Raw genomic sequence first — 14995 nt, 5'->3', positions numbered from 1 at the left:
GCGATGATGAACGAGCCTACCTCCGCAAAAGTGACACCCGTCAAGCAAGCCTTGCTGAAGATCGAAGCCTTGCGGCGCGAACTGAACAACGCCCGCCTGGTGGCGAGTGAGCCGATTGCGGTGGTTGGCATGGGCTGCCGTCTTCCCGGCGGCGCCAATTCGGCTGACCAGCTGTGGGCGATGCTTGCCGCCGGCACGGACGCGGTCATCGAGGTGCCCGCCGAGCGCTGGACCGACGCGATCTACGATCCGCGCCCTGGACGACGCAATACCAGCTACAGCCTGCACGGCGCCTTCATCGACGAGGTCGACCGATTCGATCCGGAGTTCTTTGGCCTGTCGGGCCGCGAAGCTCACCATGTCGATCCTCAGCAACGCTTGCTGCTCGAGTGCTCGTGGCGCGCGATCGAGGATGCGGGATTCACCCGGGAAGGCATCGGCGCTTGCCGGACAGGCGTGTTCGTCGGATCGTCGCTCGACGACTATGCGCGCATTAGCGAACTGGTGCCTGGCGCCGATCTCAGCTATGCGCAGACGTCGCTCGGCACCGCTCGCCCTTTCGCGGCGGGCCGCATTTCATACCTGTTCGGCTTTCATGGGCCAACGCTGCAACTCGATACCGCGTGTTCGTCGTCGCTCGTGACCGTGCATCTGGCCTGCCAGAGCCTGCGTAACCGCGAATCCGATGTCGCGCTGGCGGGCGGCGTCAATCTGATGCTGTCGCCCGAGATGACGATCGCGTTGTGCGAGCTTCAGGCGCTGTCGCCAGATGGCCGGTGCAAGACCTTCGACGCGTCGGCCAACGGCTATGTGCGCGGCGAGGGTTGCGGCGTGATCGCGCTGATGCGCTTGTCGGACGCGCGTGCGCAGAAGCGCCCGATTCGTGCGGTGATTCGCGGTTCGTCGGTGAATCATGACGGCAGGAGCAACGGCATGACCGCGCCGAATGGCCGCGCGCAGCGCGAAGTGATCCGCGACGCGTTGACCCGCGCGGGCGTCGCGCCGGAGGAGGTCGACTACGTCGAGGCGCACGGAACGGGTACGCAGCTCGGCGATCCGATCGAACTGCGCGCGTTGCATGACGTCTATTGCCGCGACGTGCAGCGTAATCAGGACCTGTACGTCGGCAGCATCAAGACGAACATTGGGCACCTCGAAGCGGCTGCGTCGGTGTCGGGCTTGATGAAGGTTATCTGTTCACTCGAGAAGGCCGAAATACCGAAACATCTGCACCTGGACACACCGACGCCGCACGTCGACTGGCAAAGCAATGGCATCAAGGTTGTCACGCAGCACATGGCGTGGCCGTCGAACCGGCCAGGCAAGCGCGTCGCGGGGATCAGCTCGTTTGGCATGAGCGGCACCAACGCTCACCTGATCATCGAATCGTGGCGGGATGACCGTGCAGACGGGGCCGACGCGCCCATTGCGGATGACCCCGCGCTCGTGCAATCGCTACCCGCGCGTCCCGAAATCTTTCCTTTCTCGGCACACACGCCGTCGACGCTCGCTCGCTCGCTGGCCGACTGCGCAGCGCAACTGCGCACGAATCCGTCCATTCAGCCACACGACTTCGCGCATTCGCTGCGGGTCGGACGCGACACCCAAAGACATCGCATCGCGCTCGTCGCCGGTACCCGCGAGCAACTTATCGAGGCGTTGACGCAGACCGAACACGCGTGTCGTGCCGAACGGTCTCCTCGGGCAAACGAGCCGGGCAAGCTTGCCTTTCTGTTTACGGGGCAGGGTGCGCAGCATGCGGGCATGGCGCGGCAGCTCTATCAGACGTTTCCGCTCTTTCGCGAAGCACTCGACGAGTGCGACGGCCACTTCGAGGCACTCGGCGAACACTCGCTGATCGATGTGCTGTGGGGCGACAAACAGACGCTGATTCACGAAACCCGCTACACGCAACCGGCGATGTTCGCAATCGAGATGGCGCTGGCGCGCCTGTGGATGCATTGGGGCATCGTGCCGGACGTGCTGATGGGACATAGCATCGGCGAGTATGCGGCCGCTTGCCTCGCGGGCGTGTTCTCTCTCTCGGACGCTTGCCGGATGGTCGTGGCGCGTGGGCAGCTGATGGAGACGATGACGCCTCCCGGCAAGATGTTGGCCGTGCTGACGCCGGCTGCGAACCTGGCTGGCTACCTGAGCGCATACCGTGGACGCGTCGAGCTGGCTGCGGACAACGGACCCAGCAATGTTGTCGTGTCGGGCGATGCCGATGACATCGACGAACTGGCGCGACAGCTCGAGCGCGACGGCATCTCGACACGCGCGCTCAGCGTGTCACGCGCGTTTCACTCGCCACTGATGGAACCGATGCTCGATGCGTTCGGCGAAGTCACGGCGTCGGTCCGATATCAGCCGCCGCGCATCCGTCTCGTGTCAAACGTCTCGGGCATCTTCGAGGCTGAGCGGTTTTGCGATCCGGCGTACTGGGTCCAGCACGTGCGTGCCGCGGTGAATTTCCGCCAGGGCGTGGGTACGCTGTCGGCCGACGGCATACGGACATTCATCGAGATCGGATCGGGTAAGACGCTCACGAGCCTCGTCAAGGCATGTTGTGCCGTGCAAGGGGGAGGGCGCGCAATTAGCGCGCTGCATAGCTTCGGCGATCCGGAGAATGAATGCGAGCAGTTGCTCAAAACGCTGGCCGACGTGTACGCAGCGGGACGTCGCGTCGATTGGGACGCCTTCGAACGCTCGCGTGCGCAGCATCGCACCGCGCGCCGAGTCCTGTTGCCGCCATATCCGCTCGAGCCGGGCCATTACTGGGTCGGCGCGCGTCAGGCGGTGGAGCGCGCGCGGCCGTTGAGTAGCGCTCTCGCAGCGGCTGCGCCAGCACACAACAGCCTGCTCGGTCAGCAATTGATGCTGCCAGCGCTCGACGGACGGCGTTACGAGAACCGCCTCTGCGTCAGCGAGCTGCCCTTTCTCGAAGGCCATGCAGTGCACGGAGGGCTTGTGTTTCCCGCTGCGGGGTTCATCGAGGTTGTGCTGGACGCGGCGCAGCGTGGCAAGACGTCTGCCGATACCGCGGACGGGTCTCGGGCGCCGTGGTTGCACGTGCAGGAGCTGTCGTTCGACCATCCGCTCGTGCTCGATCGTCAGCGGCCGTTTCTGCTCGGCACGGTCGTGCACGCCGCAGAAAGCGCAAAAGGCAACGTGAAGGCGGCGCGCGCGCACCTGGAAATCTACTCACGAAACGCTGACGATGCAGAGCCGGCGCCGCAATGGGTCAATCATTGTTCGGCGTGGCTGCCTGAGACGGCGGACTGCATCCATGGCGACGCCGACACCCCGACACTCACGGCGTGTCGGGACGGTTGCGCGCAGGAGCTGCCCGTCGACCTGTTCTACGAGCGGCTGCGTGGAACGGGGCTCGCGTATGACGGCGCGTTCCGATCGATCCGCCGCATCTGGCGCTCGGACGATGCGGCGCTGACCCGCATTGAGATCGATCCGGCGCACACGTGCGTCGCGGCGCGAACGATCCATCCCGCCGTGCTCGACAACTGCTTCCAGACAGTGGCCGCCGCGCTTTGGGACGCGGGGCTCAAAATGACGTACGTGCCGGTCGGCATCAATCACCTTGCTTGTCAGCCGATCCCCGACACGCGTGCGGTATGGTGCGCAGTGCGCGTCAAGTCGCGCCGGCATCTGGTGAGCGCAGATCTTTGGGTTTATGACGATGCAGGGCAATGCGTTGCGTCGATCGCACATCTGCAACTGCTGGCCGTCGATTCACGAAAATTCGCTGCGGCGCGCTCACACGCGAACCTTTACAGCCTTGCCTGGCGTGCGCTACCGATCGAGACCGGCAGCGCACTGCCTGCGCAGTCCAGTTATGTGCTGGTAACGGGCGATGCGGCGCCGGGCGACCAGATCGCAGCCCGGTTGAGTGCGGTCGGCAGGGATTGCCCTATTGTGCGGCAGTTCGCAGATCCGCCCGATGGCGACGACGAGTGCGTGCGGCGCTTTCGCAAGGCGTTTTCCGCAGTCGCGTCGCGTGCAGCTGCGTCCGATTCCGTTCAGATCCTGTATGTCTGGCCGCACGCTCCATCGGCGGGCGATGCGACGTCAAGCGAAGAGGAGTTGAGGCACGTCGCCGAGGCGTATCGCCGGTTCGCGAACTTCTGGCGTGCCGTGCAGGCGACCGATTGGTCAGGTCGCCGGTTGATGGTGTGCATCGTCACACAGTCGGCCCAGTGCATTCCGGACCACGACCGGCTCGTCGATCCAGCCCAGGCCGCCGCCTGGGGCGTCGCGCGCAGCCTGATGCACGAAAGTGGCGATATCCGCGTGCTTGCGGCCGATCTGCCCGGGCCGGACGCGGCCTCTTGCGAGGCATTGCTGGTGGCAATCGGCGAGTCGGTCCGGACCGGCGAAATGCAGTTTGCGATGCGCGGCCATGCGATGTATGTACCGCGCCTCGTGCGGCGTAACGCGCCCGCGGCCAAGCCGCTCGCACGCGGTGCGTATCTCGTCACAGGGGGGCGCGGCGCGATCGGCACCCGGCTGATCGAGTGGCTGATCGCAAAGGGGATGCCGAAGATCGTGTCGGTGAGCCGGCAACTGCCTGCGGAGGCGGAACGCGGCAGGCTGACCCAACTTGCCCTTGCGCATGACTCGGTGCTCGAGTTCGTGGCCGCCGATATCGCATCGGCTGCGGAGGTGGACGAGCTGATCAAGTCCATCGAAGCGGATGCGGGCCGTCCACTCAAAGGTATCCTGCACGCAGCCGGCACGCTGGAAGACGGGCTGCTGCTCACGCAACCGATGTCGTCGGTGATGAAGGTGCTGACGCCGAAAATCGCCGGCACGTTGAACCTGCATCGCGCCACTGCCCATCTTGCCGTGAATCACTTCGTGTCGTTCTCGTCGATCGTGTCGTGCATCGGATCGCCGGGGCAGTGCGCCTACGCGGCAGCCAACGCGTATCTCGATGCGCTCAGCCTCGGGCGTAACGAAGAGGGTCTGTCAGGCCATGTGATGAACTGGGGGCTGTGGGGTGGCAAGGGCATGGCCGAACAGCTCGATGCACAGCAGCTGAGGCGAATCGAGACCTACGGCCTCAAGGTGCTCGACCCTGACGCGGCGCTGCACGACCTCGACGCGTTGATGGCCGAGCGCCAGGGTCAGAGCCAGATCTGGAACGTCGATGTCGATACGTTGCTCAAGCGCAGCGCCAGCGGTTCGCTGCGAACGCTGCTGAAGGAAATCACGGATGGCCCAGCGAACGTCCCGACCGGAACCGCCGGTAGCGCGTCGAGTCTCGGACAACGGCTCGCTGCTCTGTCAGACGGCGAACGTGAAACGGCCCTGCGCGATCATCTGGTCGGCGAGATCGCTGCAACGTTGCAGATTGCGCCCGAGCGCGTCAGCCCGAGCGTAGCGCTGATCGAACTCGGGCTCGACTCGCTGATGGCTGCGGAATTCCGCAACGCGTTGCGCGACGAACTGGGCGTCGATATTCCGTTCGGGCGGCTTCTGGAAGGCGCCACGCTCAACGAGGTCGTCAGCACGATCGTCGACACCATGGGCCGCGGCGCGCCTGCGCCCACGGCGGTGCAGACAGAGCCGCGTTCGGCCAATCAACTCGACGTCGTATCCAGCGAAGCCACATTCGGCGTGGAAATGGAGGGTGGCGAACTATGAGTTCGATCGACTACATCAACGAACTCGCCGGACGAGGTATTCAGCTTTGGACGCAGGATGGCAAGCTGCAATACAAGGCGCCGAAGGATGCTGTAACGCCGGAACTGCTTGCCGAGCTCAAGCAACACAAGGCGACGCTGATCGCTTTGCTCGAACAGTTCGCCGGAACGGCGGGCAGCTATCCGCTCTCATATGCGCAGAAGTCGTTGTGGTCGCTGCACCAGCTCAATCCGGACAGTGCTGCCTATAACGTGACGTATGCAACCCGACTTGACGACTCGGTCGATCTGCCGACGCTGCATCGCTGCATCGACTATCTGATCGCCCGGCATCCGATCCTGCGCACCGTCTATCGCGTGATGGACGCGCAGCCACGCCAGCAGGGTGAGCGCCGAGTCCAGCACGCGGTTCACCATCGACCGTGTCTTTGATGCCGACGATGCCGCGATCCGGCGCTGGATCGACCAGGAGGCGAACCGGCCGTTCGACCTCACACAGTCGCCGATCCGCATGAAGTTGCTGGTCAACGAGCTTAGCGAAACGACCGAGCAAACAATCGGACGTGTGCTGCTGCTTAACGTGCACCACATCGCGGCAGATTTCTGGTCGCTCGAAATTCTGATCCGTGAACTGCACACGTTGTACCAGATGGCCATGGCACAGCCAGAATCGGAACAGCCGCTGAAATTGCCACGCGTGACACTGCAATACAAGGACTGTGTACAGCACGAGGCAGAGCGGCTGCAGAGCGGTGACGGTGTGGCGCTCGCCGAGTTCTGGCGACGCGAGTTGCAAGGCGAGTTGCCGGTGCTGAATCTCGCGACTGACCGCATCCGGCCGCCACTGAAAACCGAGAACGGCCGGGTACATAGTGTTGCGCTCGGCATGGACCTATCGAGAGCCGTCAAGGAAGCCGCGCGGAGCCTGCGTGTCACACCGTACATGCTGCTGCTCGCCGTCTATCAACTGTTCCTGTTTCTGCATACGGGGCAGTCGAGGCTGATGATCGGCACACCAACGGCGGGGCGCAGCGTTCCCGGCAGCGAAAGCGTGCTCGGACACTTCGTCAACACGGTGGTGCTCGCCTGCGAAGTTCGTGACAATGAGCCGTTCGGCGCTCTGGTGAAGCGCACGCGCGAGATGATGCTGCGCGTCCTGGATCATCAGGATTATCCGTTTCCACTGCTGGTCGAGACATTGCGGCCGCCGCGCGATCCGAGCCGGTCTCCGGTCTATCAGCTGATGTACAACTGGAACCAGGCGCGTAGCGAACCGAATACCGATCGGCCGCCTCAGGCGGCGTTCTATCGGGAATTACTGGCCGCGTCGAGCACAGGCACGCGCGGCGCAACGCACGACCTGACGCTGAACATGCAGGACATGGGTGTCGAGTATGTCGCCGCGTGGACGTTCAACACCGATTTGTTCGACGATGCGACGATCGAGCGTTTCGCGACCCAGTATGCTCGTCTTGTGGATCAAGTCCTGGCCCACCCCGACCGGCTGACAATCGAATACCGGATGGCGGCCCAGACGGCTCACGACGAAGCGTATGGGTGGATCGCGGATAGGGGTGTCAACGCCGGACAGTCGTCGTTGCGGCGCGTATCGCTCTTCCCGGATGCATCGAGGGATGCCCACCGGACGGCCTGGCAGTTCGACGGTCGTGCGATCGGCTATGCAGAATTGGCTGAAGCAGTTGATGCGGTGCGATCCCGATTGAAGGCGCTCGGAATCGGCGCGGGCAACACTGTCTCGCTTCAGCTGCGCAGCATCGCCGAGCTGGCCGCCACGTTGCTCGCTGTGCTCGAGGTCGGCGCGTCTTGTCTGCTGCCGGACGAGCCGGCTCACGACGCCAATCATTCGAATGAACCGCACGTGTCCGTTGACGCGATCTGCCGCGGTGCGAGCGAAGCCTGGTCGGACTGGAATCCGCGTGAGATCGTCGTACTCAAGGGAACGGCGATGGACCCACCCGCAGGAGCGCATTGCGGCCATGGGGCCGAGCGGATCAAAGGGTTCATCGATGGGTTCGGCCAGTTGCTTCAGCTTGACGAAAACTGTCGCGCACTGGTTCTTCAAGGAACGGACCGGCAACTCGCGCTATCGATCATGGCGAAGGCCGTGCTCGAAGGCGGGTGGGTCCGCCTGTCCGAACGCGTCTCGATCGGCCAGCTTGTCGGTGACATCGGCGTGCAATCCGAACAGGCCCTGGCGGGTCTTCGCGAGTTGATTGCGAGCGAGCGTATCTCAGCGTTGCCGTTACCGGCTCTATTGCTGCCGGTCGCACCGACCGATCTCGAGAGTGTGAACGCACTGATCGCGTACGGCGATCATCCACACACACTCGAACAGTTGGCGCGCGTCCATTCGACACCGTGGGCGCTGTATTTCATGCCATTGCGCTGTTCCGACGCGTGGACGGGACCCGTCGCGTTCAGCCCGTCGCGCGGCGAATGGCACCTGGCACCGTTGCAGGGCTCCTATCATTTTCCAATCGTGCTCGGTCAGTTCATGCGTCTCGCCGACGAGCGACAAGCCGGACGGCTCCATCTGGTACGCCGTGCGGGGGCGCGAGCGCAGGCGGCAGACCACATAACGGGCTCGCAAGCCGATCAGGCGGCCGAGGTACAGCGCAGCCCCGGCTCCGACGACGAACTGGCGCGCGGGCTGATCGACGGCGAGATTGTCGCCACGCCCGTAACGATCACGAAGCGGTCCGGCTGCATGGTATGCCTCGATCCGTCATCGCGCGTCGTGACGCACCGGTTGGCGCCGTTTGCCATCGGCCCCGTGGAGAGCTTCATCGCGTCTCGTCCGGGCGTGCAAACAGCGGTCTGTCACGTGATCGAATCGGACGGGACGGCCGTTTTCGCCGCCTACCTGCTGCCGGAGGCTGGCGAATCGCTTGGTCAGCTCGAAAGTGCACTACGGAAAAGCCTAAAGCGGAGATTTCCGGACTACATGCATCCGGAGGTTTTCATGATGCTGGAGCACCTGCCGCTCAATCGCGCCGGTGCACTCGACGCCGGCCGCCTGCCGTTGCCGCAACGCTCTTCGGCGGTAAGCCGCGCAGCAATCAGCGACATTGAGCAGAAACTCGCGGCTATCTGGTGCGAAGTGCTAGGGAAAACATCGGTGGGAATCGATGACGACTTTTTTGCGCTCGGCGGAGATTCGATACTTGCGGCCGTCATCGTCTCAAAGGCCACGCTCGAGGGCATGTATCTGAAGCCGAAGGATATCTTTGAACACCCGACGATCGTCGCCCTCGCGGGCGCGGTGAGCGCGGTTCCCGGCATCCAGGTGGAGCAGGGGGCGGTCACGGGCGAGGCCGTGCCGGGTCCCGCGTCGCAATGGTTCTTCGATCGAGTCAATGTAGATCGCTCGCACTTCAATCAGGCACTTCTCGTCAGTCTGCGCGAGGCGCCGGACCTGGCCCTCATGCGGGAAACGCTGCGCCTCGTGTCGCGCCATCATGACGTCCTGCGCTCACGCTTCGAAGAGCGCGCAGACGGATGGCGTCAGGTATTCACCCCGGACGATGACCAAGCGTGCGAGCCCGACTGGGCCGTCGTCTCATGTACGACGAACGAAGGCCTGCCCTGCGCGAAAACCTGGAAGCAGGCGATTGCCAGCGCCCAGGTGGCACTCGATATCGAACGCGGCCGACTCTGGAGCGTGCGCTGGCTCGAAAGTACGACGCCGAGCGCGAGCCGGCTCCTGATTGTCGTGCATCACCTCGTCATCGACGGCGTGTCGTGGAACATCCTGCTGCAGGACATCGGTGACATTTACATGCAATTGCGTGAGCAGTCAGCGGTGAAGTTGCCGCTGAAGACCAGTTCGGCAAAGGCATGGATCGAGCAGTGGACCGCGCTCAACCAAAGCGATGCACTGGACGACGATCGCAGCTACTGGCAGAGCTTCTCGGCCCACGTGCATGGCGCGCTGCTGGACCAAACCAAGGTCGCGCTGATGCGGCACGGCCTCGCACCTATCGTGCACCATACCTACAACGAATCTTCGGGAAGCTGTACCACCACGCTCGACGCTGAACTGACGGAAGCGTTTCGCACCATCGCCCATCAGGCATACGGAACGGACGCCAACGATTTGCTGATCGCGGCGTTACATGCGGGTTTCCGCTCGTGGAGCGGCAGCGACGCGTTGCTTGTCGATCTGGAAGGCCATGGCCGCGACGCGCTTGCCGATGTCGTCGATTTGAGCCGGAGCATCGGCTGGTTCACATCGATTTACCCGGTTCTTATTGAAGCGTCGGCATTTGACGATCCCAGCCGCCTTATCAAGCAGGTCAAGGAGCGGCTGCGGCAAATCCCACACAAAGGGGCCAGCTTCGGTGTTCTGCGATATCTTGACGCGCCTCTACGTGAGTCTCACGAACTGGACCGACCGTCGCTGGCTTCGCTGCCGAACTCGCCGGTACTGTTTACGTATCTCGGTCAACTAGACCAGATGGTCGGGTCGCCGACGTTTTATGGTGAGGCGCTCAAGCCGGCACCTGGCATCCGTAGCCCGCGGCAACGCCGTACGCATCTGCTGGACGTATGCGCCTACATCGCGGACGGCCAGCTCACGATCGAATCGAGCTTCCACGGCATGCCTGGCGTCGACGAGAGCATCGGCTGTCTGATGGGGCGGGTCAACGATGCACTGACGATGCTGATTCGACATTGCTGCACCGAAGGCGCGGGTGGGCTGACACCGTCCGACGTTCCGCAAATCGACGTCGACCAGGATGGGCTCGACGAACTGCTGGACGAGATCGAAGCGCTTGAGCGCTAACGATGGCTTGTGGCGGGCAATCCCGGTCGCCAGGTGCCACGCGTCACGGCGCGTTGCGCCGCCACGCACGCTAAACGCACGAAACCGAGGCAGGAAGCCGAGATGAGCAAAAACGTCGACACTATCTATTACCTCACGCCGCTGCAACGCGGCATGCTGCACCATTCGCGCATGGATCCGGAATCGGGCGTATATGTGGAGCAGTTCTCGTGTGTACTCAAAGGATCGTTCGATATCGAGCGCTTCAGGCATGCGTGGGAGACCGTCGTCCATCGTCATGATGTCCTCAAAACGCTGTTCATTCGCCTGCATGAAGAAAGGCCCATGCAGGTGGTGAGAAAGAATGTCGTCTTGCCGTTCGAGACGCTGGACTGGAGTGGCTTCGACGTCGCCGATCAACAGCGACGCTTCGATATCCTGTTAGCCGAAGATCGGGCAAGGGGATTCGACTGGAGCGTGGCACCGCTGATGCGGTTAACCCTTGCGGCGCTGGGACAGGACGCATTCCGTTTTCTCTGGACTTACCATCACGCAATTCTCGATGGTTGGTCGATGCCGATCCTGCTCAACGAGGTGTTCCAGTTCTACGCGCGGCCGGACAACTTGCTGCCGGCCCCTTCGACGGACTTCCGGCACTACGTGGCATGGCACCGTGTGCAGGACACTGCACAGGCTCGCAAATACTGGCAGGAAACGTTGAAGGGGTTTCGCACCCCGTTGAGCTTTTGCGCGTCGATGGCGCCAGCTTTGAGGCAGTTGAGCGACGGGCGGCGACGCCTCGCGACCGTGTCCCGCGCAATGTCGTCAGAGTGGACCACAGCAGCGACAATGCTGTGCCGGGACAACAAGCTAACGATGAATACCCTATGCCAGGGAGCGTGGTCCGCGCTGCTCGGACGCTATAGTGATAGCGACGATGTCGTCTATGGCATGGTGATGTCAGGGCGTTCTTCAGAGATCGATGCCGTCAATGCAATCGCCGGGTTGTTCATCAACACATTACCGGCGCGCGTACGGCTTGATGGAGAGCTCGACACGATGGAATGGCTGCACCGCATTCAGTCGACTACGCAACAGGCCGAGCGCTTCGCCTATAGCTCGCTCACGGACGTGCTGCAATGTAGCGCGCTGCCACGTCAACCCGCGCTGTTCGAATCGTTGTACGTCTTCGAGAACTATCCCGGTCAGGAAACCTTCGGCGCGGTGGCGACCGACTGCGGACTGGCGATCGAGGAATTGCATGCCGTCGAGGAAACAAACTATCCACTCGCGCTGATCGTCCTGCCGCAGGAGCCGCTGACATTCCAGCTGACCTATGATACGGCACGCTTCGACGGCTCAGCCATCTCGCGCATGGCTGATCAGTACCGCGCGCTCCTTGAAAGAATGCTGCTTGCTGAAGGATATCGCGTAGGCGATCTGCATCTGCAAGCCGCGTGCGTATCTAGCTTTCATAAAAGCGCAGAGCTTCCCGCTCGAGCGGACTCGCTGCTTGCGATGATCGCCCGCCACGCCGACGGCACGCCCGACCGGCTGGCGTTCTCGGCGTCAGCAATCAAGTGCACGGGCAGTTCCTCACTGACGCTGTCGGCCAGTCTCAGTTACTCGATGCTGCGTTCCCGGATCGTGCTGGCCATATGGCAATGGCACAGATTGGGATACCTGCCCGGTGATCGGGTGCTCGTGTTGTGCAAAGAGCCGGTGGCGGGCCTCGTGATACTGTTGTCGGGTCTTGCATATGGTGTCGACTGCGTACTGCCTGACCCAGAACTGAGCGTCGATACGCTGACGAGTTCGGCAAAAGAGGCGTGCGGCCCGGAACAGCTGCGTGGCTGCGTCAGCACCGCGAGTTCCGTGTCGATCCCAGGTATGCAATGCGACGTGTTCGTTGAGCGTGACCCGGTAGATGCCGATGGCGGCGGTGACTTGTCGATGCCCAGCATGGCCGACTTTGCACGAGGAGCGTGCTCGTTGCTGGGCAGAAGTGAGTTGGGCGCATGGAAGCTGCTTCGCTACCACCAATCGCAGCTGATCCGCGCTGCCGAATCGTTTTCTCGGACGTATCCCGCGAATTCAGCGCTCGACATGGCGCTATGCTGCTCGCCTCTCGCCCACTCGACGATATGGACTGCGCTGGCTGGCTTGTGCGCAGGCCTCTCCCTGCATCATGTAGCGTGTCCTGAGGAAGAGATGTTCCTGCCCATGTTGGCGTCACCGGACATGCATTGGCATAGCATCGTCTTGCTTTCGACGCATACGCGACGCATTGGCCGGGCTGCGGCAACGCTCGCGAGCGGGACGATCGACACCGATTACTGGATCACTGACGCCTGTGGACTCACCCAGCGCGACGCTCGACGTCTTGAGGCAATAGCGCCAGGGGCCAGAGTGATGCGCGAATTGCGCTGGCCAGCGCAGTCCGTTGCCCATTCGATGGTGACGAGGAACGAACCGGCAGACGCCAACGGTCCCGCGCCGACCGATGTCGGTGTGTCAGCTATCGGCACCGTCATTGGCGTGCTTGACAGGCATCTGCATCCTGCCGGGGTGGATGCGCGAGGCCATCTGGTCATTTCGGGTTGGACGGTTCCCGATATGCTGCTGAGCAACGGAAAGCCGGATCTCGATGCATGGATATCGACACGAGAGGGGGTTCAATTGCGCACCGGACTGCGCGCATGGATGACCGAGGCCGCGTGTCATACCGAACTCCCGAACGCCGAGGCCACGCTCGACACCTTGACTGAAGCTTGGGTGGAGCGGGAAAGTGAACTCGCCACCCGCGCTGCTGTATCCGAAGTGGCCATCGTCGAGCGTGTGTCAGATGCTGGCGATTGGGAGTGCGCTGTTTACTATAGCGGGCGCGACGACGAACCGACCGGGGAATACGCTGAGCGGATACGCGAGGCAAGCGAGTCGTGCGGAATTCACGCCTCGGCGTGCGTGGAGCTCAGCAAGTTGCCGCGCAATGAGTGCGGTGTGGATCGCCTGTCCCTGTTGCACGGCGATGTGGCACCGCTGCGCAAGGGGGCTGATCTGGCGCCGCGCGATGCCGTCGAATCCGCAATACACGAAATCTGGTCCGCGCTGCTGAATCGCGATCGAATCGGCATTCACGACAGCTACTTCGATCTCGGCGGCGATTCGTTGCAGGCCACGGTGATGTTGTACCAGATCGAGGAGAAGTTGAGGTACAAAGTCGACATGGAAACGCTGCTTGAACGCCCCACGATCGCCGGTCTTGCCGAGGCGATTTCGAGCGGAAGTGACGGCGAAGGTCAAGCGCAGCTCGACTTGCCCGCAGATGCGATCCTGGAAGATGACATCGTTCCCGCGAACGAATATCGTCCTCGTGCTTACCAACAGGTTCTGCTCACAGGCGCAACAGGTTTCCTCGGCGTTCATCTCCTCGCGGAATTGCTGAAAAGTACGCAAGCAAGCGTACATTGCCTGGTGCGTGCGACTGACGAAGCGTCAGGATTCCGGAGGCTCGTCGACACGCTCAAGGAACATGGTCTGTGGGATGAAAATCAGGCGGCGCGCATCGTTGCGGTGCCGGGCGACCTGGGCCTCGCGAGCCTCGGCATGTCAGAGCAGGCATTTTCGGCTCTTGCGCGCGATATCGACGCAATCTATCACAACGGCGCGCTTGTCAATTTTGTCTACCCATACAGTAATCTCAAACAGGTCAACGTTGTGGCCACACGGGACGTCCTGCGCCTCGCGAGCCTGCACAGGACCAAGCCGGTGCACTACGTGTCGACTGTCGGCACACTGGACCGATTCGCCGAAACGATTCCCGAGACCCTTGCGGTTGGTTTGCACGACAGGCTGATGAGCGGATACGAACAAAGCAAGTGGGTTGCTGAGCAAACCCTGTCGATTGCCGCCCAACGAGGCCTGCCTGTCACGATTTATCGTCCGTCACGCATTGTCGGTCATTCCGGAACTGGAAGGATGAACGTTGACGATCTCTTTTGCCGTCTCATCAAAGGCATCGTGCTATTCGGCAAAGCGCCGCGTGACACAGGCTTCGACAACATGCTTCCCGTCGATCTCGTCAGCCGCATCATCGTCAAGGCATCGCTACAGCCGACTGCGTCCGGCAAGGCCGTGCATGTGATTAACCCACAATGGAATTCCATGGACGCGCTGGTCGATTTCATCGAATCCGAGGGGTTCGCCATTCAACGCATGGACTACGAAGGCTGGCTAGACGCGCTCACCGCTCACGTACGGCACGACCAGACCCATCCGTTGGCGATGTTGATTCCGGTGCTCAAGAAATTGAACCCTGTGGCCGACCCGTCAGTCGGTCGCCAGCTTCCGATCGCGATCGATCATCTCAATTTGCTCGCAGGCGATGTTATCAGCGAAGGGGTAAGGCCGGCCAACGAATGGTTGCGCGTGTATTTCGACTACTTCTACAACACGGGCTATCTTGCGCGTCCGGCAAGCGGCCGGCAAGCGCCAGCATCAAGCGGTAACACGCTGCCTCACGAAGTGGTCGGGAATTAGTGATCTA

4 protein-coding genes are annotated in these 14995 nt (G+C 62.3%); all 4 read left to right on the top strand.

Translation table 11 applies throughout. The features are described from left to right. Positions 1-3 precede the first annotated feature (3 nt). Complete coding sequence (locus tag OKW29_RS12265) at positions 4-5664, top strand: type I polyketide synthase (protein ID WP_429291229.1); 5661 nt, start codon at positions 4-6, stop codon at positions 5662-5664. Continuing rightward, positions 5661-6095 (top strand): condensation domain-containing protein, encoded by a 435-nt coding sequence (locus OKW29_RS12260; protein ID WP_429291228.1) that lies wholly within the window; start codon positions 5661-5663, stop codon positions 6093-6095. The genes OKW29_RS12265 and OKW29_RS12260 overlap by 4 nt, the downstream gene beginning before the upstream one ends. Beyond that, complete coding sequence (locus OKW29_RS12255) at positions 6049-10470, top strand: condensation domain-containing protein (RefSeq protein WP_429291227.1); 4422 nt, start codon at positions 6049-6051, stop codon at positions 10468-10470. The genes OKW29_RS12260 and OKW29_RS12255 overlap by 47 nt, the downstream gene beginning before the upstream one ends. A gap of 102 nt (positions 10471-10572) precedes the next feature. Further along, positions 10573-14988, top strand: coding sequence for a thioester reductase domain-containing protein (locus OKW29_RS12250; protein ID WP_429291226.1), 4416 nt, complete (start codon positions 10573-10575; stop codon positions 14986-14988). The last annotated feature ends 7 nt before the right edge of the window (positions 14989-14995 follow it).

The sequence above is a fragment of the Paraburkholderia sp. CI3 genome (genome assembly GCF_050436505.1).
GTDB lineage: Bacteria > Pseudomonadota > Gammaproteobacteria > Burkholderiales > Burkholderiaceae > Paraburkholderia > Paraburkholderia tuberum.
The sequence above is the reverse complement of the archived record's forward strand: the minus strand, read 5'-3'. Positions and strand labels throughout refer to the sequence as shown.